Consider the following 19,252-nt stretch of genomic DNA (forward strand, 5'->3'; position numbering starts at 1 on the left):
ACGCAGAGAAAAACCGCGAGTTCTGGCCCGCACACAGAGCCTATGTGAGCAATGAGTGGCAATAGGGGAACGCTAAAGCAATGGGAGCGCTCACACCGAGCGCATCAACAGTGCGGCGGCGACGGCGACGGGTGTTGGATATCCGGCCACCACCAATGTCGCTGCCACCGCACCACACGTATCGCTACGACCGCGCTGACCAAAGCCAGCACCGCCTGCGGCGACTGCCTCGACCTTCCCAATTGTAAAATGCAATCGGGGCCCCACGGTCGAGGACTGCAGCTAGGCTATCGAATAAACGAATATTCTGCCAAGCCAATTCGAGATAATTTTGGAATAACAGCCGGTTAATAAGATGTACGCCAAAAAGGGGAAGGTATTTTTCGGGATATTTGAGTGCCGAAAGCCCCCCTCCCGTGCGCGGATATATCCTACTCAACCAGCCCTATGTCGGGCGCGTTAGCGCCCGACTGTGTCCATAAAGTGTTGCAGCACCTTATCGGCCTGAATTTCCGTGCAGATCGTGTTGGAGCGACGACCAGTCCACGCCGGGTGACCACCCTTGCGGCTATCGGGCCACTGCGCCGTCTGACCTGCGGCTAGACCATCGCGGATCACCACAATCGGACCAGTACGGGTTTCAAACCATTCTGGGAACAAAGCGTAGGTCACTGCAACCATGTCGTGGCCAACCACGCCATCGATGTCCATCACGGCCTTGTAGAAATCAGCATAAAGCTGAGACACGTCACGGATGAACTTGCCGTTGTCGCCGCCCTTTTCAGCAACCACGTCAAGCATCTTATCGGTAACGATAATATCGTGCGTGACATCGAGCCCGATGACATGCACCGGCCATTCTGCCGCAAACATTTCGTCGGCTGCAACCGGGTCACCGCAGATATTGGCTTCGGCCAGCGGGGTCATATTGCCCGAACGGCCCTTATAGCCGAACGCGCCGCCCATGATGATGACCTGTTTGGTCAGCTTGGCCACTTCTGGGTCCTGACGCAGCGCCAGAGCCAGATTGGTCATACGGCCAACAGCAATAATGGTCACTTCGCCTGGATACTTGCGCACGGTATCGATGATGAACTGGGTCGCCGAAACCGGCGCCAGACCAGATTCGTCGACTTCCGGCAGTTCCACATCACCCAAGCCGTTCACACCGTGAATAGCGGCAGGTTCTTCTTTGTAGACGCCGTCCAGCGTTTCGCCGGCGCCGCGCGCGACCGGAGCAGAAATGCCAAACATTTCACGCAGTACCAGCGCATTACGGGTCGTCGTCGCAATGTCGGCATTGCCCACAACAGTGGTAATGCCCAGAAGTTCGAGTTGTGGCAGCTTGCTGATATACAGCAGCGCCATAGCATCATCGATGCCTGGATCGGTGTCGAAAATGACCTTCATGCGATTAGTCCTTTGTGTCTGAGGCTGGTGTATAGCAAATATCGGCGTCCCCCTAGTACATCCCGCTTGACTATGAACCATTTTTGACCAAACGATCAAAAATACGTTCGTCTGACTTGGGAGGGTCATGATGCGTTTCGGGTATAAGGCTTCGGCAGAACAGTTCGGGCCAAGCACGCTTCTCGATTTTGCTGTCGCGGCTGAAAAGGCCGGATTTGACTCCGTCTTCGTGTCTGACCATTTCCAACCGTGGAAACACACGGACGGCCACGCACCGTTCGCTCCGGGCTGGATGTCCGCGGTTCTCGCTCGCACCGAGCGCATTATCTTGGGCACCTCGGTGCTCACCCCCACCTTCCGCTTGCACCCGACCGTTGTCGCCCATGCCTTTGGCACTATGGGGGCGATGTTCCCCGGACGCGTCATTCTCGGGGTTGGCACGGGTGAAGGTCTCAATGAAGTTCCCGCCACCGGCATGGAATGGCCAGAGCTGAAAGAACGTTCGGCCCGCCTACGCGAAGCGGTCAAACTCATCCGCACCCTCTGGACCGAAGATCGCGTCAGTTTTGAGGGCGAGTATTACAAGACCGTCAACGCCACCATCTACGACAAGCCTGCCGAACCTGTGCCGATTTACATCGCAGCTGGCGGTCCGCTGAATGCCAAATATGCCGGCCGCGCTGGCGATGGGTTCATCTGCACCTCCGGCAAGGGTGCAGATCTCTACACCAAAGAACTGCTGCCCAATGTTGAAATTGGTCGAGGTGAAAGCGAACGCGCGGCAAAGCCCTTTGAGCGCATGATCGAGGTGAAAGTCTCCTTTGATCCAGACGCGAACCGCGCTCTAAATGATTGCCGCCATTGGGCCGCTCTCGCCCTCTCCGCTGAAGAAAAGCATTCGGTGCAAGATGCCGAGGAGATGGAACGCCTCGCAGATGCCCTGCCGATTGAGCGTGTCGCTAAGCGCTGGATTGTGTCTTCCGACCCCGACGAGCATGTCGAGCAGATTAAAACCTATATCGACTATGGGTTTGATCATCTGGTCTTCCACGCCCCCGGCCCAGACCAGCATCGCTTCTTGGCCCTCTATTCGAAAGAAATCCTCCCTCGGCTGCGGAACCTGGCAGGCTAAAAATGGCAAGAATTTCGGCTTGGGGGGTCCCCGGAATTCCTGAAATCATCAAGGGCGACGACCTCGTCGCTCTCATCGGGAAAGCATTGATCGAGCAGGCCATCGCAGAGCCAGATTGTGCCGTGCAGCCTGGCGACATCTTGGTCGTCACCTCCAAAATCGTATCGAAAGCCGAAGGCATGCAGGTGCCCGCGCAAGACCGTGAAAAGGCTATCGCCGAAGATACAGTGCGCATCGTTGCCGAACGTATTCACCCCGGCGGCGTGACTCGGATTGTCGAAACCCGTCAAGGTCTCGTCATGGCGGCCGCTGGCATCGACATGTCCAATGTCCCTGAGGGCATAGCCCTTCGCCTGCCTACCGACCCTGATGCCTCCGCCCGCGCCCTCTGTGCGGGCCTTCGCGAACGGTTTGGCTTTGATCTCGGCCTCATTATCACCGATACCATCGGCCGCCCTTGGCGTGTTGGCCAGACAGACCAAGCCATTGGCGCGGCTGGATTACAGCTCACCGACGATTTGCGGGGAGCCAATGACGCCAATGGGCGTCCGCTGCACGTCACTCAGGCCGTCATCGCCGATGAGATCGCTGGAGCTGCCGATTTGGTGAAAGGCAAAACCACCAATATTCCCGTCGCCGTCGTGCGCGGCCTTGGCCACTTCGTCCGCGATTTGGACGCGCCGGGCGCGCGAACCCTTACCCGAACGGGGGACGATGATATGTTCCGCTTTGGCTCCGCCGAAGCCTATCGGCTTGGCTATCAGGCCGCTCTGGCAGAGCAAAACACGCCGCCTCGTCCGAGGCGCAGAGCGGGTTCGGCGGAACCGGATGCAGCGGCCTCGCAAAGCCCACCGAAAGCAGAAAACAGGTCCAGCTCCCACAAGGGAAATGCACTCTAGCTCACCGCTCTCCGCAGGAACCGTCGCATGCGTACACTTATGTTTATTGCCACTGCGGCCGTGTTCATCGTCCCGGCCCACGCCCAGACGCTCTATCCCCTCACCGTCGAAAACTGCGGCGTGACCATCACAATTCCGCAAGCTCCCGAGCGCGTCGTTACCATCAAGTCGACCGCAACCGAGCTTCTACTCTCGCTTGGCTTGGGAGACAAAATCGTTGGTGTCGGTTTTCAAGATGCTCCGCTCCCCGCGCATCTCTCTGACACGCAGCTCAATGTCCTTGCTGATACGCTGCCCAGTCAAGAAGTGGTGCTCGAAGTCGAACCAGACTTTATCTATGGCGGCTGGGAGAGCAATTTCACTGCCGGTGGCGCGGGTGAGCGCTCGACTCTTACTAAGCTTGGTGTCGCCAGCTATGTCGCCCCCGCAGCCTGCCGGAGCATTGCTCCACCCAAACTGACCTTCGACGACCTCTTTGCTGAGATCACCGAAATGGGCAGCATTTTTAATGCCGCGTCAGCAGCCAATGCTCTGATTGCAGAACAAAAGTCGACCCTCGCGAGCATTACGCCGGACACACGCGGCCTAACAGCCGTCTGGTATTCCTCTGCGACGAAAACCCCTTATGTCGGAGCCGGCAACAATGCACCCGCCATGATGATGGAAGCTCTCGGCCTCACCAATATCTATGCCGGCATCCCCGAAGGCTGGACCTCTGTAGGCTGGGAAGCAGTTGCTGATGCCAACCCGGACATCATTATCCTGGTTGAAACCCCTTGGAACACTGCCGAGCAGAAGAGAACTTTGCTGGCGGAGAACCCGGTGACCAAGGAAATGGATGCGGTCAAGAACACCCGCTACCTCACTCTGCCCTTCCCCGCTGCGGAAGCTGGTGTGCGGACCATCCCCGCTATTGTTGACCTGTCTAAGCAGCTGTCGAACCTCAGCATACCATGACTTTTTGGCCGCAAGTAAATGTCGTCAGCGCATCGGAAGAGAAGAACACAGAGGCGGCTCCATGACCCGAGTGTTGCTCCCACTTCTCTTTATGCTGACTCTCTTGGCAGCTATTGTCGCCATCACCATCGGCCCAGCCGACATCACCCCAAGTGATGCGCTTGCCGTTATCGCCTATAAGCTCGGCCTTCTGCCCGAGAGCCCACTTTCAGCCCTCCGCACCGCCATTATCTGGGACCTTCGCCTGCCCCGCGTGCTTGCCGCCATAGGCACCGGAGCGGGCCTAGCCTTGGCAGGAACAGTGATGCAGGCCCTCACCCGCAATCCATTGGCTGACCCCTATCTCTTGGGCCTCAGCTCGGGCGCCGCGCTTGGCGCTGTTATCTTTATGCTGCTGGGGTGGACGCTCGTTCTGTCCTTCGGTGCGTTCATCGGCAGTCTTGCCGCTCTAACCCTCGCGCTCACCATCTCCAAACTGCTTGGCGGCACCACACCGAGCCGCGCCATTCTGGCGGGCATCTGCATCTCGGCCCTAGCAACCGCTGCCACCTCATTCCTCATCTTCTGGTCCGCCACAGGCGATAGCTATCGCGAAATCCTAAGCTGGCTGATGGGCTCCCTTGCCGGGACCACGTGGCCCGAAACCGGTCTCATTTTCGCAGTGCTCGTCGTGTCCGTCCCAATCATTCTGCATGCTGGTAAAGCGCTGGACGCCTTTGCCTTTGGCGATATCGCTGCCGCCAGCCTTGGCATTGATGTGCCGCGCTTGCGCTTTTCCTTGCTAGCCGTCACAGCCCTCCTCACCGGCATCATGGTGTCGATTGGCGGCGCTATCGGTTTTGTAGGTCTTGTTGTTCCCCATGTCGTGCGCCTTGCAACCGGGCCACGCCACCGTCTTTTGTTGCCCCATGCCGCCCTCTGCGGCGCAATTTTCATGCTGTGCACCGACACGGCCGCCCGTACCCTCTTCGAGCCGCGCGAGCTGCCGGTGGGCATTATTACCGCTCTTCTCGGCGCCCCGATCTTCCTAGTCGTGCTCATGCGCTATCGGAGGCTGACATGAGTTTGGACGTTCGCCAGCTCACTGTTGCCCATGGCGGCAAAACCATTGTTTCCAATGCTAGCTTGACAGCGCCCGCCGGAGCGATCACCGGCCTCATCGGCCCCAATGGTGCGGGCAAGTCAACACTGCTCACTGCCATCCTCGGCCTTACCCCTGCACGCGGCACCGTTGGCTTTGAGGGCTCTGACCTTCACGCCATGCCGCGACACGAGCGCGCCAAGATTGCTGCCTTTGTGGAGCAGTCGGTTTCAACTGAAGAGCGGCTCACCGTTGCCGATGTCGTTGCACTCGGGCGCATTCCACATCAGCCCGCTTGGGCAAGCGCCCTTTCACCTCAAGACGAACTCATTGTCGGCGCTGCGCTAAGCGCAACCGGAATGACGGCGTTCTCCGCTCAGAGATTTCATACTCTTTCAGGCGGGGAGCAGCAGCGCGTGCTGATCTCACGTGCCCTAGCCCAAGCACCGCGCCTCCTGCTGCTTGATGAGCCGACCAGTCACCTCGATATCAAGGCACAATTGCAACTGCTGACACTGCTGCGGCGCCTAGCGGAGAGCGGCATGACAATTGTCTTGGCAATTCATGATCTCAACCACGCCGTCCGCTTCTGCGACCATCTGGTCGTCATGGACCATAGTAAAGTTATCACCCAAGGCAGACCCAAAGAAATCATCACCGATGATCTTCTGCGCACAGTCTACGGGGTGAAAGCACATCTTCAAAATGGCGATCACATCAGCGTCTTTTTTGAAGATGTCTCCGACAGTTGGAATTGAGATTGACAAACCACAATTAGAGCATGAAAAATTTGATCATCTGGTCAAATTTATTGCTGACAGGGAGCGCGGGGGAATAAATGGAATTTGGCATTACATTTAAGGGCTTTATCGAACACGAGCGGGCACGATATCTGGTCCGTGCGGCGGAATATGCCGGGTTTTCCTACTGCTGGTTTTACGACAGCCACATCCTCTGGCGCGATTGCTACGCCGCTATTGCCATGTGCATGGAACACACAACGGACATGCGCTTCGGCCCACTGGTGACCAATCCGGACGTGCGCGACTGGTCCGTCGCTGCCTCAATTTTTGGTTCTCTCGCCAAACAGTCCGGCGGTCGGTTCGACCTCGCCGTTGGCCGTGGTGACAGCTCCATGCGCGTCATGGGCAAAAAGCCCGCCACCCTCGCCCGCGTTGCCGAATTCATCGACAAAACAAAGGCTATGGTGCGTGGCGAAGAAGTTCACTACGGCGAAATCCCAGCGGCTGTGAAGTTTCCGTGGGCGGTCGGCCATGACATGCCGAGCTGGATCGCTGCTTATGGTCCGCTGGCCCTCAAGACCGCTGGCGAAAGCGCCGACGGCGTTGTCTTACAGATTGCCGACCCCGGCCTCTGCAAGTGGTTTACCGACCAGTGCATCGACGCTGGCAAGGCCGCAGGCAGAGACATGAGCAACTACCGCTCCATGGCCGCTGCCCCGGCCTATTTCGGCGACAAGAAGCGCGCTATCGAGAAGGTCAAATGGTTCCCAGCGATGGTCGGCAACCACGTCGCCGACATCGTCGAAAAATATGGCTCTGATAGCGACAAAGTCCCGGCAAGTCTGACCAGCTACATCGAAAAGCGCCGCGGCTACGACTATTCCAAGCATGGTCAAGCCGATAACCCATTCCTCGACTTCATCTCCGATGACGTCGTTGAGAGCTTTTGCGTGCTCGGAGAGCCCGACGACCACATCGCCAAGATCCGCAAACTGGAAGACGCTGGCGTCACCCAGTTCAACATCTATCTCGACAGCGGTGATGAAGAAGAAATCATCGCCAACTACGGCCGTCACGTCATCCCGGCTTTCCGCTAAGAAGCTCCCCTGCGCTAGGCTACTAGCGCAGGACCTTTCGCGGTCTGTGCGAACCACTCAACGGTACGCATCAATCCCTCATCGAGCGCAATTCTTGGGTGCCAACCGATAAGTTCTTCTGCACGCGAAATGTCTGGGCGACGACGCTTTGGATCGTCCGCTGGCAATGGAGAATAAACGAGCCTGCTCTGGCCGGGGATAAGTTGCGAAACTTTCTCTGCCAATTCAGCAATCGTGAACTCACCGGGATTACCCAGATTGACCGGCGCCTCCGGGTTTAGCTGGAGCGCCATGAGACCGCACAGGCCCGCAACAAGGTCCGACACAAAGCAGAACGACCGTGTTTGTGTCCCGTCGCCGTAGATGGTCAGGGCCTGCCCAGCAAGCGCCTGAACAATAAGATTGGAAACAATCCGCCCATCGTCCGCCCGCATGCGAGGCCCGTAGGTATTGAAGATGCGAGCGACGCGGACGTTGGCCTTGCCCAAACGCAGATAATCAAAGCAGAGGGCCTCTGCGGCGCGCTTGCCCTCATCATAGCAAGCGCGCGGACCAGTGCAGTTTACATGCCCGACATAGTCCTCACGCTGAGGGTGAACATCTGGATCGCCATAAACTTCGCTGGTGGAGGCCTGCACCAAGCGCGCGCCGTTTGCTTCGGCCAGATAAAGCAGGTTTTTAGTACCCAGAACGCAGGTCATCATCGTGCCGATTGGATCGGCTTGGTAGTGCGGAGGTGAAGCGGGGCAAGCGAGGTTATAAATCTCGTCGAGGCGCTCGTTGATCATCGGCAGCGAACGAACGTCACCCTCAATCAGCTTGAACTTAGGGTGGTTTTCTAGCGCCGCAATATTTTGTCGGCGTCCGGTCTGGAAACTATCGAGACAAAGAACCTTTGCGCCTATCCCCAGAAGGGTCTCGCACAAATGCGAGCCTAGAAACCCCGCACCGCCAGCAACCAAAATTGTCTTCGGCTCGGTGCGTTCTAATCCACTCATAAAATAACTCGTTGCCAGCTCAAAAATATGCGCCGACCATAACGGCATAGGGCCCGCGCGCAAGAGTACTGCCCATAAAAAAACCGCCCCGTAGGGCGGCTTCATGTTTGATTATTCAGCCGGGGTCGGCTTGGTCTCTTCCTCGCCGTGGTGCCCATCATCCGGGCCCTTTGGCATGAAGCGGCGGGTGAAGGCGCTGAAGCTATCGATATAGGTCAACAGCACAGGCACCACCAACAGCGTCAATGCCGTCGAGGAGATCAAACCGCCAATAACAGCGTGTGCCATCGGTGCGTTCTGCCCGCTGCCTTCGTGCAGGCTTAGAGCCAGCGGCAGCATGCCAAAGATCATGGCCAGAGTGGTCATGATAATTGGACGGAAACGGGTAACACCGGCCTCCACGAGCGCTTCGTAGAGATTCATGCCGTCTTTGACGTGTTGGTTAGCATTGTCGACCAGCAGAATAGCGTTCTTCACCACAAGCCCCATCAACATGATAAAGCCGATTGCAGAGAACATATTCAGCGTCGAACCGCCAACGAGCAAGCCGACCATCACCCCGATCAGAGCCAATGGGAGCGAGCCCATGATCGCCAGTGGCTGCAAGAAGCTGCCAAACTGGGACGCCAGAACGAGGTAGATGAAGATCACAGCCAGCAGCAAGGCCGAGCCAACCGAACCCATGGTATCGGCAATCTGCTCAGCTTCACCACCAAAGCCACTACGGTAGCCCACTGGGAACTCGATCTTGTCGATCGCAGCCTGCACCTGCGGAATAACGGTCCCCAATTCAACGCCTTCAAGGTTGGCTGAGATGGTTACGCCACGCTGAAGATCCTGACGGTTGATAGTGGCCGGGCCGTTGCTTTCAACGACTTCAGCAACCTGACCGAGCGTGATCATTTCCTGGGTGCCGGTGCCGGTCTGTGCAATCGGCAGATTTCCGATGGCTTCGATGTCATTGCGCAGGCTTTCTGGTAGACGCACGACAACCTTATAGACCTGACCATTTGGCGCGACCCAATCCGATACGTCTTCACCCGAGATCAGCGGCCCCAAGGTTGCAGCAATCTGACCCAGCGAAACGCCAAGGCTATCAGCGAGCTCGCGGTTGATCTGTATGCCGACAACGGGCTGGGCCTCATCGAGCGAGGAAGAAATATCGATCAGGCCAGGAATCTGGCGGAGATCTTCCATGAAGCCATCTGCGAGACTTCCGAGCACTTCAAAGCTGTCGCCATAAAGAGTGACGGACACCGGCGCTGTGCTCGGACCCATCATCGAGGCAACGGCAACTTCGAACTTGCTGCCTGGGATCGCCTGTAGATCACGACGCAGCTTAGGCATGAAGTCAGCGACGCTAATATCACGCTCCGCTGCACCGACCAGAGTGACGGTCATCGTGCCAACATTGGCGCCGTCCGCAGACATACCACCAGCGATAGTGGAATATGTACGCTCCACTTCTGGGTGGGCACGAACGATCAGTTCAGCCTGACGGAGCTTGCTTTCGGTATACTCCTTTGAAGAACCCGACGGGGTTTCCACCTTAACGGTGAAAATGCCGTTGTCAGTCGCCGGAACGAATTCGACGCCAACCCGTGGGAACAGAGCTACAGCACCAACCAACGACAGCAATGCGATCAGCAGCACTGTCTTGCGGCTCTTGAGACCCCAACGAATGAGGTGACGATAGCCTTCGGTGATGCCTTCGAACCAGCGATCAAAACCCTGAATGGCACGACCAACAGGGCCACGCTTTGCATTGGGGTTCGAGGCCGGATCATACCACACGCTCGACATCATCGGATCGAGCGTAAACGCTACGAACAGCGAGATGAGAACGGCAACAGAAACGGTGACACCAAACTGCAAGAAGAACTTGCCCATGATGCCGTCCATGAACGCTACCGGCAGGAACACCGCAACGATGGAGAGCGTGGTGGCCAGAACAGCCAGACCGATTTCATTGGTACCATCAAAAGCCGCCTGACGGTGGCTCTTGCCCATGTGCAGATGGCGCGTGATGTTTTCACGAACCACGATCGCGTCGTCGATAAGAATACCAACGGCAAGCGATAGTGCGAGCAGGGTCATGGTGTTGAGCGAGAAGCCGAGGAAGCTCAGCGCCACCATGGTACCGATGATCGAAATCGGCAGGGTCAGACCGGTAATGATGGTCGAACGCCAAGAGTTCAGGAACAGGAAGACGATGACGACGGCGAGAACCGCGCCTTCAATCAACATGTTCTGAACGGCATGGAAGCTGTCCTCAACGGGCTTAGCGTTGTCGACCACAACCTCGATATTCACTTCGCCGTTTGGCAGTTCTGTCGCCAGAAGACGATCAATGGTCTTGCGAATATCGGTGGCAACGCCAACGGTATTCGCGCCCTGCGTCTTCAGAATATTGATGGCGAGAGCGGGTTCACCATTCAAGATCGCCAGAGAGTCTGTCTCGCCAGTGCCATCTTCAATGATTGCAACGTCGCGCAGCGTGACCGGCTGACCACCTTGGTTGCCCACGGTGATGTCGTAATAGTCCTGCTGGTCTTCAATGCGACCGAGAACCTGGATCGAGCGCACAATGCTGTTTTCAGTGATCGAGCCGGCAGCCAGATCCTTGTTGGCCGCCTTGAGCGCGTTGATAACAGCCGCGGGGCTAATATTGTAGGCGCTGAGCAGGTTTGGATCGAGCTGGATGTTAAGCTGACGTGGCGTGCCACCGACAACAGTCGCCGAACCAACACCATTAATATTTGACAGGCGCTTGACGATGATCTCTTCGGTCAGAGCCGTTAGGTCACGAGCCGACAGCGTATCCGAGCTGACCGCGAGGGAAAGCACCGGCAATGCCGACGGGTCAAAACGCAAGACCTGCGGGTCCATCGCGGCCGCTGGGAAATTCGCCTTGATCGGATCGATCTTGTCGCGAACGTCCTGCGCCTTCTGCTGCGAGTTCGCTTCAAGGTCAAACATCATGATGACCATTGCGCGGCCAGGCTGCGCAATCGACTGAACCGTATCAAGGCCAGCAATGGTGTTGACCGCGTCTTCGATCGGCTCGATCAAATCCTGCTCAACCGCTTCCGGCGAGGCCCCTGGATAGGAGACCACCACCGCAACGACTGGCAAGTCGATGTCGGGAAGCTGCTCAACCGGCAGCCGTGAATAAGAAAAGATACCAAACACCAGGATCGCGACCATGATCATGGTCGTGAAAACTGGGTTGTTTACGCTTATGCGCGTTAAGAACATTGGTTATTTCCCCACGAGTTCGTAGGTATCGCCAGCCGAAACTTCCGACAACGCTGCTGCGATAACGCTTTCGCCAACGGTGAGGCCTGTGACCTCAACGATGCGACCACGGTCCCACGCTGCGCCGACTTCGATAGCCTTGCGCTCAAGTGTGCCATTATTGAGAGCGAGAACAAACTTGCCGTCGGCGTCCTCACGCACTGCTGCTGCAGGCAGAGCTATCGCATCTGGCTTTTCAGCGACGGTAACTTCGCCCACAGCGAACATGCCACCACGCAGGATGCCGTCGACATTGTTAATCTCGATGTACATTGGCACGGTTCGTGTACCTGCGGTCGCAACTGGATTAACGCGCACAACCTTGCCTTCAAAGGCTTGGCCGTTAACGCCATTGACCGAAACGGCAACTGGCTGGCCAGCGGTGACAAGGGCGCTAGAGTTGACTGAAGCGGACGCTTGGAACTCCATCGAGTCAAGGTTCACGACAGTGAACAATGGTGTGCCTGCGCCAATGATCTGACCCGGCTCGACGCTACGAGCGGAAACGACGCCAGAGAGTGGCGAGCGCACAGTGGCGTTGTCGAGTGCGATCTCAGCCGCTGCGACACCATTTTCAAGAGCCGCTAGATTGGATTCCAGAGCAGCAGTGGCCGAACGGGCCTGCTCAAGAGCCGAAGGGCTGGTGAGCCCCTGACGCGCCAATTCTTCCGTGCGTTCCAGCTGCTGACGGCTGTTGGAGAGCTGAATTCGGGTGGCTTCTGCCGTCGCACGCTGCTGATTAAGCTGAATTTCGAGGGTAGCGCGATCGATTTCTGCGAGCACGTCACCTTCATTCACAGCGTCGCCTGGGCTTACGGTGACGGAAAGAACACGACCCGACGCCTGCGCGGACACGCTCGCCTGGTGACCAGGGACGAGCGACCCGGTGACCTTGACCGACTGCTTGAGGGTTGTCGGCGCGATCTCGACAATCTCGGTCGGGATCAGCTGCTTGGCAACAGCGGTTGTGTCCTCAACCACCGCAGGCGCCTCTGGCTGTGGGCGAGTAAGCATGAACGCCGCGCCCCCGACAACGATAACGCCGAGAACGACCCAACGAAGAACCTTCTTCTTCGGCTTAAGCCCTTGAGCGATGCGCTGTTCGTTCATTTTATCGAACTTGCTTTGCGCCCATTCGGGCTTCTTATGTGCGTCCGTCATGTCGGTTCCTTTCGCGGCGTGGCGTCGTTTTGCAAGTCGCCAGCCCAGTAGGCAAGAATATCTGCAGATTTTTCGTATAGTTTATGGAGTTCGAGAACGCGTATTGCGGCCGCTGCGTCCTCTCCCTCAATTCCTTTGGCGCAGGCCATTATCCTGCTCGCATTGCGTCGAGCTTGCGTCGCCATGCGTTCCAACATGTGTTGATGAAACGTCCCGTCGACAAGATAGTAGTCCTGACGATCACCGGAGTGCGCCACGCGCCGGATCATCCCGCGTTGAGTCAGTTGCCGAGCATTGGTGCTAACACTTGCTCGACTGACGCCCAGACGTTCGCTTATCTGCGCAAGACTCATCTCCTGTCCCTCGGCGACGAGCAGTCCGAGCACACGCCCAGAGATGCGTGCATCACCATGCTCCTGAGCCATCAGGCCCATTTCTTCGATGAATGCGTCGATTGCGGACACGGGCCACCCCTATCGTTCAGTCCCTACTAAACGATCTTTACGCCGCAAACAATCAATCCAATTGCATTGCTGCACCGCCTGCGACGCATCGCCACAAACTGATACGAGTGGGAACGGAGAACAGATCAAGTCGTTCACTATTAAAGAACGGAGATAGTTGATGACTACAGTGACGACTGTTCCTCATGTTGACCTCAATCGTTATTTAGGCCGCTGGTATGAGGTGGCGCGCCTGCCCCTGAAATGGGAAGATCCCAAAGCGACCGATATTACCGCCAACTATTCTCTTAGCGAGAGCGGTACAGTGCGCGTGGACAACCGCTGCTTTGATGAGGACGGAAAAGCCAGCCAATCGATTGGTGAAGCCAGCGTTCAAAACGACGCCAACAGTCAGTTGAAAGTCACCTTCCTGCCAGAGTTCATCCGCTGGCTGCCTTTTACCAGTGGCGACTATTGGATTATCAAGCTCGACAGCGACTATCGGCACGCCCTGGTCGGTACGCCGGACAATAAGAACCTCTGGCTTCTATCCCGCTCTGCGCACATAGAAGACGACGTCAAAGCAGAATATCTCCTTGAAGCTCAGCGCCAAGGGTTCGACCTTGACCAACTGATTGTGCCGCGTCACACGGGACGCGAAGTGACCGACGCGCAGATCGAAGCCGACAAGCATAACTAGGAACGAACTAGACAGGTCGCACGCCCTAACCCCCTACAAGCAATCAAAGAATTCACTGCAAATATTACGTACACCCTTATCGAAGCTGACGCGGCTGCTGTATTTTGACAAATACATCGGATGAAATAGAATATTTTGTAGAATACTGGCGAGCGACTGATCGTATCGTCGAGTAATTTCTACAGCGCGATAGCAACGTCTGACGATGAAAGTCGAGCGTCCATACAACGCAATAGAACTCCTCATCGCCTGCGCATGCTGAGATTTCGGGGGGAATCGAGTGCAGAAGAATAAAGCCGGAAAAGCCTCAAGTGAGTCACTCACCCAACAGGCCTATCACCGCATCAGCCTAGATATCCGAAACTGCACCCTACAGCCGGGTTCAGAAGTATCTGAAGGCGAAATTGCCGACAGTTTGGGAATGAGCAAGACCCCAGTGCGAGAAGATCGTGTCCCTCGGCGTGGTGTAACTGAGGCAGGGCCTCCACGCATATCCGGCTTGGCCGGGTTGGTCAGCGTGCGGGGACTGCCGGCAGGCTGACGAGGGGATCATCGCTCAACGGGGCGACGGATTCCAGCGTCATGTATCTGGCGCGCTGCACAGCCCACTCATCGTTCTGCTCAAGCAGGATGGCGCCAACGAGCCGGACGATGGCATCCTCGTTGGGGAAGATGCCCACCACCTCGGTCCGCCGCTTCACCTCGCCATTCACCCGTTCTATCGGGTTGTTGCTATGCAGCTTGGCCCGATGCTCCCTGGGGAAGCTCATGTAGGCAAGGACGTCGTGCTCGGCCTCGTCCATGATGGTGGCGAGCTTGGGCACCCGCGGACGGATCTGGTCGGCAACGGCGCGCCATTGGGTGCTGGCGGCCTCCGGCGTCTCCTGAGCGAAGGCCGTGGCGATAAAGGCACTGGCCACGCGGCGACCGCTCTTGCCGGCATGGGCAAGGACGTTGCGCATGAAGTGGACTCGGCAGCGTTGCCATGTGGCACAAAGCACCTTGGTGACGGCCGCCTTGATGCCCTCATGGGCATCGGAGATCACCAGCTTCACGCCTCGCAGGCCGCGGCGGGTCAGCTTGCGCAGGAACTCGGTCCAGATCGCCTCGGCCTCCGAGGTGCCGATCTCCATGCCCAGCACCTCGCGCCGGCCATCCGCATTGACGCCCACCGCCATGATGGCTGCCACCGAGACGATGCGGCCGCCCCTGCGTACCTTGAGGTAAGTGGCGTCGATCCACAGGTAGGGCCAATCGCCCTCGATCGGCCGCTCGAGGAAGGCCTTCACCCGCCCATCGATCTCCTCGCAGAGCCGGCTGACCTGGCTCTTGGAGATGCCACTCATGCCCATGGCTTTGACCAGGTCGTCCACCGAACGGGTTGAGATGCCCTGGATGTACGCCTCCTGGATCACCGCGGTAAGAGCCTTCTCGGCCAGCCGCCGAGGTTCCAGAAAGCCCGGGAAGTAGCTGCCCTTGCGCAGCTTGGGGATGCGCAGCTCGACCGTGCCGGCCCGCGTCTCCCAGTCCCGCTCGCGGTAGCCATTGCGCTGGACCCGCCGCTCGGCGCTCTTTTCGCCATAGCCGGCCCCAGTGGCGGCACCCACTTCCATCTCCATCAGCCGTTCGGCAGCGAAGCCAATCATCTCACGCAGAATATCGGCGTCGGGGGTCTTCTCTACCAGCGTGCGCAGGTTCATCATCGTGTCGGTCATCGGTGGTCCTTCAGGTGCAGGGTTGGGGTAAGCAACCAGACCTTACCGGAAATCCGTCGATGACCACCCAGCCGCTCGCTCGCTACGGCGCTCCTAATGGCGCGCTCGCGAGCGGCTTGACCACCTCAGTTACACCACGTCCCGGGACACGACCGTGCGAGAAGCTCTGGGTCGTCTTGCACTGGAAGGTTTCGTGAAACCTCTACCGCGCCGCGGGTATCAGATCACGCCGCTGACTATCGACGATTTGACCGAACTATTCGAAATCCGCGGCATCCTTGAAAGCGCGATTGTCGAAGACATTATCGAACGCATATCGGATGAAGAGCTAGACGCGCTCGAGGCTCTCGCCCATGCCAGCCGCGATCCGGTGCAGGTGCAGACGGCCAGCGATATCATCAACACCAATCGCGCGTTCCATCTGGCGCTCGCAAAAGCCCATCAGAACAAGCGTATTTTCACGATTGCTGAGCACCATTTCGATGAGATGGAGCGATACTTCCACCGCGGGGCACGCTTGCCAGAACTCAGCCGGGACCTGAACGAAGATCACGTTGCTATCGTTAATGCGCTACGCAAACGCGACTTAAAGAGCGTCCGCAGCGCCATCATTGAACATAATTTCGAGACCCACAACCAGGTGCTCAGCGCACTGGCGGCGCCTCGCTTGCGACGCTCGATGGAAGACGTTGCGATCCGCCCCTAGGAACAAGCCCAGCACCGTGCCGCGTCAGAGCCTTAGCGCTCCGCGCGGCCGAAGTGCTCTACGATTTTCTCAACAATCATCCGCGCCGTTTGATCCTTACCGGCTCCCCCCCAATCTTCGACACCGTCGTGTGAAACGCGGTGAACATGATTGCTATCGCCGCCAAACACCCCTTGGGCTGGGGAGACGTCATTGGCAAAGATCCAGTCTGCAGCTTTGCTCGACAGTTTACGCTGGGCATTCGCAATCAGATCTTGGGTTTCGGCGGCAAAGCCAATCACCAGTGCAGGCCGCGTCGCGTGATGACCAATCGTAGCCAGAATATCTGGGTTTCGCACGAGGCGAATAACCAGCTCCTCCTGGCCATCCTGCTTTTTCATTTTCTCGTCGGCGACGCTGGCGGCACGCCAATCTGCAACAGCAGCAGCGAAAATGGCACCATCTGCCGGGAGCGCTGCCTCGACAGCATCGAGCATTTCCGCAGCGGTTGACACCTTCTTGACCTCAGCACCTGCGGGGGCTGGCACAGAGACAGGACCGGAGACGAGGGTGACGCGGGCGCCTTCCGCCAGGAGAGCTGCGGCGATGGCATGGCCTTGCTTGCCCGAAGAGCGATTGGAAATATAGCGTACGGGATCAAGTGGCTCTTCTGTTGGGCCAGAAGTCACCACAAAATGACGTCCCGCAAGAGCCGCGCTTGAAGCTACGAAGATGGATTGGGCCGCAGCAAGAATTGCGAGTGGCTCAGACATGCGACCAACGCCCGCCTCATGGCTCTCGGCCATTTCGCCACTTTCGGGACCAACAAACTGGTAGCCGTCCGCCTTGAGTGTCGCAACATTGCGTTTAACCGCAGCATGATCCCACATCTTAGGATTCATGGCTGGCGCAATGAGCACTGGGCCGTCGGCAGCAAGCAGAATTGTCGACGCCAAATCGTTTGCAATGCCATGAGCGAGCTTGCCCAAAATGTCGGCCGTCGCGGGGGCAATAATGATGAGGTCGGCCTCACGCGCTAGGCGCACATGGCCAACATCCATGCCTTCAATCGGGTCAAAGAGCTCGGAAACGACAGGCGTCCCACTCACCGCGGCCAGGACAGTTGGCTGAATGAAGTTCTTTGAGGCCTCTGTCATGGCGCAGCGAACCACCGCTCCAGCCTCACGCAGGCGGCGGACGAGATCGGGACTTTTATAGCTGGCGATACCACCGGTAACGATCAGCAGAATGCGCTTACCGACCAAGCTCATGCGTGTCCCCTTGTTCCGGCGATAGCGAAGCCGCGCGCCTCTTGATCGGCAAACAGCATCCGACCACGGCTGATATCAATATCGTAAACTGCGATCTCAGCCTCGCCCAGAGTTGAAATCAGATTGTCCGGATGTTCTGCATCCGGATAGGCAATGCCGGCAACGCCACTTGCTGGCAGTTCGTTTTGTCCGCCAACGGGGTAAGCCCAATCGCTGACAGCGACATGAGCGGTTTGCTCGAAGGCGCGAGCAATCATGGCATGCTTCCACCGTGCTCTCGCCATATCGGGTGTTGGTTTGCGGCTCACCGAACTGGCCGTAACAAACACAATATCGGCGCGCTCTTGGAAGCGCATAAAGGTGTCTGCATGGAAAAAGTCAGCGCATATGGTGACAAAGCAAGCGACACCGTTGATGACGACATGAGCGCCACCATTGCCACGACCCGCTCCGTGATCCCGCTCGCCGAAATAGGGGTTGGCCTTTTCGTATGAAGCAAGGACATCACCGTCCAGCGCAACCACAAACCCTTGATTAACAAGGTGATCTTTCGCATCGCGAAAATGACTGCCAGCAATGATGTGCGCATGATAGCGCGAAGCCAATTCCACCAGCGCATTACGGTATTGCTCGGTGGTCAAACCGAAACCAATGAGCTCGGGCAGGACAATGACATCAGGGCTCTCTAGTCGCGGGCGATGCGTATCGAGCAGTCGCGTGACATAAGTGAAATTGTCTTGGGCAGTTCCCCGCACACTTGGCTGTGTCAGCACCAAACGCATTGTATACTCCTCGACACCGTCGCGCCGCTACGCTGACGCGCCCAAAGTGTCGAGTGTCATATAGTGGCTTAACGGGCCAGCGCCTACCCTTCGCGCCACTCACACCAAGCTTCTGGCACAAGCAGGCTCTAGCCAAGGGTTCATGCAAATTACGGAAATTCCTCTGTGAGAAATTCGTAAGTTATTCCCCGTGGGGACTAGCGGAGGCCCCTAAAACCCACTTCGACAAACCACAATAAAACCGAATCCATCAACAATAAAAGCAACATAGTTAGAAATTTAACGCAATAAATCTAACAAAAGTACATGGTCGATATTTTGTACTATTTACTATATAAGCGACATTAACGGAAAATATCCATCAACAACACGAAAGAACCAACTCTCGTTCACCGAAAAACCGTTCACCATTCACGCCCTACGCCGGCTCTGGGAGTATGCTCATTGTCGTATTCCTGTCCAACACTGCCGTATCGAACAGCGCTCGTTCATGACTGGATGCCGGTTATCGGCGGTGCTGAGCGCGTTCTGGCCGAAATGATCGCCTGCTGCCCACAGGCAGATGTGTTCACAGTCTTCGACTTCCTGAACGCGACAGACCGCTCCGAACTGTTGGGGAATGCGCGCGTGATCGCAAGCGGCCTCAATAAATTGCCCAAGGTCCAGCACTACTACCGCAATCTTTTGCTGGCGGCGACGCGGGCTGTCGAGCGCTTCGATGTCTCCAAATATGACCTCGTTCTGTCGTCCAGCACCGCCTTGGCGAAAGGCGTTATCACCCACTCAAATCAACATCACATCGCCTACATGCATTCGACGACGCGTTATGCGTGGGTCTGACGCATGATTATCTGGCGACAATCAAAGGACCACTTGCCCCG

18 protein-coding genes are annotated in these 19,252 nt (G+C 57.2%); 9 read left to right on the forward strand and 9 right to left on the reverse strand.

Annotation, left to right across the window (positions count from 1 at the left end):
• Window positions 1-90: 90 nt before the first annotated feature.
• Window positions 91-255: a hypothetical protein gene (locus tag H4N61_RS13615; RefSeq protein ID WP_182394274.1), complete on the reverse strand. Its 165-nt coding sequence runs from the start codon at window positions 253-255 to the stop codon at window positions 91-93.
• Between the two features lie 204 nt (window positions 256-459).
• On the reverse strand, window positions 460-1,410 hold the full coding sequence (locus tag H4N61_RS13620) for a nucleoside hydrolase (protein ID WP_182394275.1): 951 nt from the start codon (window positions 1,408-1,410) through the stop codon (window positions 460-462).
• Window positions 1,411-1,537: 127 nt separating this feature from the next.
• On the opposite strand from H4N61_RS13620, the gene fgd reads away from it, so the two are divergent.
• The 6 genes from fgd (at window position 1,538) to H4N61_RS13650 (ending at window position 7,319) form a co-directional block, all read left to right on the forward strand.
• A complete protein-coding gene (gene fgd / locus H4N61_RS13625; RefSeq protein ID WP_182394276.1) occupies window positions 1,538-2,542 on the forward strand; it encodes a glucose-6-phosphate dehydrogenase (coenzyme-F420) in 1,005 nt (334 codons plus the stop codon).
• Window positions 2,543-2,544: 2 nt separating this feature from the next.
• Window positions 2,545-3,441: a coenzyme F420-0:L-glutamate ligase gene (cofE, locus tag H4N61_RS13630; protein ID WP_169195952.1), complete on the forward strand. Its 897-nt coding sequence runs from the start codon at window positions 2,545-2,547 to the stop codon at window positions 3,439-3,441.
• A 27-nt stretch (window positions 3,442-3,468) separates the two neighbouring features.
• Window positions 3,469-4,398 (forward strand): ABC transporter substrate-binding protein, encoded by a 930-nt coding sequence (locus H4N61_RS13635; RefSeq protein ID WP_169195953.1) that lies wholly within the window; start codon window positions 3,469-3,471, stop codon window positions 4,396-4,398.
• Window positions 4,399-4,459: 61 nt separating this feature from the next.
• The gene (locus tag H4N61_RS13640; RefSeq protein WP_169195954.1) at window positions 4,460-5,461 is read left to right on the forward strand and encodes an iron chelate uptake ABC transporter family permease subunit; all 1,002 of its coding nucleotides are present in this window, start codon (window positions 4,460-4,462) and stop codon (window positions 5,459-5,461) included.
• Window positions 5,458-6,237 carry an ABC transporter ATP-binding protein gene (locus tag H4N61_RS13645; protein ID WP_169195955.1) on the forward strand — a complete coding sequence of 260 codons (780 nt, stop codon included), beginning with the start codon at window positions 5,458-5,460 and terminating at the stop codon, window positions 6,235-6,237. Before H4N61_RS13640 ends, H4N61_RS13645 begins: the two co-directional genes overlap by 4 nt.
• An 80-nt stretch (window positions 6,238-6,317) precedes the next feature.
• Window positions 6,318-7,319: a TIGR03842 family LLM class F420-dependent oxidoreductase gene (locus H4N61_RS13650; RefSeq protein ID WP_169195956.1), complete on the forward strand. Its 1,002-nt coding sequence runs from the start codon at window positions 6,318-6,320 to the stop codon at window positions 7,317-7,319.
• Between the two features lie 14 nt (window positions 7,320-7,333).
• On the opposite strand, the gene H4N61_RS13655 is transcribed toward H4N61_RS13650, so the two are convergent.
• The 4 genes from H4N61_RS13655 to H4N61_RS13670 form a co-directional block, all read right to left on the reverse strand.
• Window positions 7,334-8,317, reverse strand: coding sequence for a UDP-glucuronic acid decarboxylase family protein (locus H4N61_RS13655; RefSeq protein ID WP_182394277.1), 984 nt, complete (start codon window positions 8,315-8,317; stop codon window positions 7,334-7,336).
• A 111-nt stretch (window positions 8,318-8,428) separates the two neighbouring features.
• Window positions 8,429-11,575 carry an efflux RND transporter permease subunit gene (locus H4N61_RS13660; RefSeq protein WP_169195958.1) on the reverse strand — a complete coding sequence of 1,049 codons (3,147 nt, stop codon included), beginning with the start codon at window positions 11,573-11,575 and terminating at the stop codon, window positions 8,429-8,431.
• 3 nt (window positions 11,576-11,578) lie between these two features.
• On the reverse strand, window positions 11,579-12,775 hold the full coding sequence (locus tag H4N61_RS13665) for an efflux RND transporter periplasmic adaptor subunit (RefSeq protein WP_182394278.1): 1,197 nt from the start codon (window positions 12,773-12,775) through the stop codon (window positions 11,579-11,581).
• The gene (locus H4N61_RS13670) at window positions 12,772-13,239 is read right to left on the reverse strand and encodes a MarR family transcriptional regulator (RefSeq protein WP_169195960.1); all 468 of its coding nucleotides are present in this window, start codon (window positions 13,237-13,239) and stop codon (window positions 12,772-12,774) included. The genes H4N61_RS13665 and H4N61_RS13670 overlap by 4 nt, the downstream gene beginning before the upstream one ends.
• A gap of 160 nt (window positions 13,240-13,399) precedes the next feature.
• Between H4N61_RS13670 and H4N61_RS13675 the strand changes: the two genes are divergently transcribed.
• On the forward strand, window positions 13,400-13,918 hold the full coding sequence (locus H4N61_RS13675) for a lipocalin family protein (RefSeq protein ID WP_169195961.1): 519 nt from the start codon (window positions 13,400-13,402) through the stop codon (window positions 13,916-13,918).
• 512 nt (window positions 13,919-14,430) lie between these two features.
• Here H4N61_RS13675 and H4N61_RS13685 read toward each other — a convergent pair.
• Window positions 14,431-15,633, reverse strand: coding sequence for an IS256 family transposase (locus tag H4N61_RS13685; RefSeq protein WP_182394280.1), 1,203 nt, complete (start codon window positions 15,631-15,633; stop codon window positions 14,431-14,433).
• Between the two features lie 193 nt (window positions 15,634-15,826).
• On the opposite strand from H4N61_RS13685, the gene H4N61_RS13690 reads away from it, so the two are divergent.
• Window positions 15,827-16,339: a GntR family transcriptional regulator gene (locus H4N61_RS13690; RefSeq protein ID WP_182394281.1), complete on the forward strand. Its 513-nt coding sequence runs from the start codon at window positions 15,827-15,829 to the stop codon at window positions 16,337-16,339.
• Between the two features lie 32 nt (window positions 16,340-16,371).
• Here H4N61_RS13690 and coaBC read toward each other — a convergent pair whose 3' ends face one another.
• Entirely contained in the window at window positions 16,372-17,589 is a 1,218-nt protein-coding gene (gene coaBC / locus H4N61_RS13695) for a bifunctional phosphopantothenoylcysteine decarboxylase/phosphopantothenate--cysteine ligase CoaBC (protein WP_182394282.1), read from the reverse strand.
• A complete protein-coding gene (locus H4N61_RS13700) occupies window positions 17,586-18,371 on the reverse strand; it encodes a carbon-nitrogen hydrolase family protein (protein ID WP_182394283.1) in 786 nt (261 codons plus the stop codon). The genes coaBC and H4N61_RS13700 overlap by 4 nt, the downstream gene beginning before the upstream one ends.
• 444 nt (window positions 18,372-18,815) lie before the next feature.
• On the opposite strand from H4N61_RS13700, the gene H4N61_RS13705 reads away from it, so the two are divergent.
• Window positions 18,816-19,211 carry a hypothetical protein gene (locus H4N61_RS13705; RefSeq protein WP_182394284.1) on the forward strand — a complete coding sequence of 132 codons (396 nt, stop codon included), beginning with the start codon at window positions 18,816-18,818 and terminating at the stop codon, window positions 19,209-19,211.
• The last annotated feature ends 41 nt before the right edge of the window (window positions 19,212-19,252 follow it).

It is taken from the genome of Devosia sp. MC521 (assembly GCF_014127105.1).
In the GTDB taxonomy this organism is placed as follows: Bacteria; Pseudomonadota; Alphaproteobacteria; order Rhizobiales; family Devosiaceae; genus Devosia.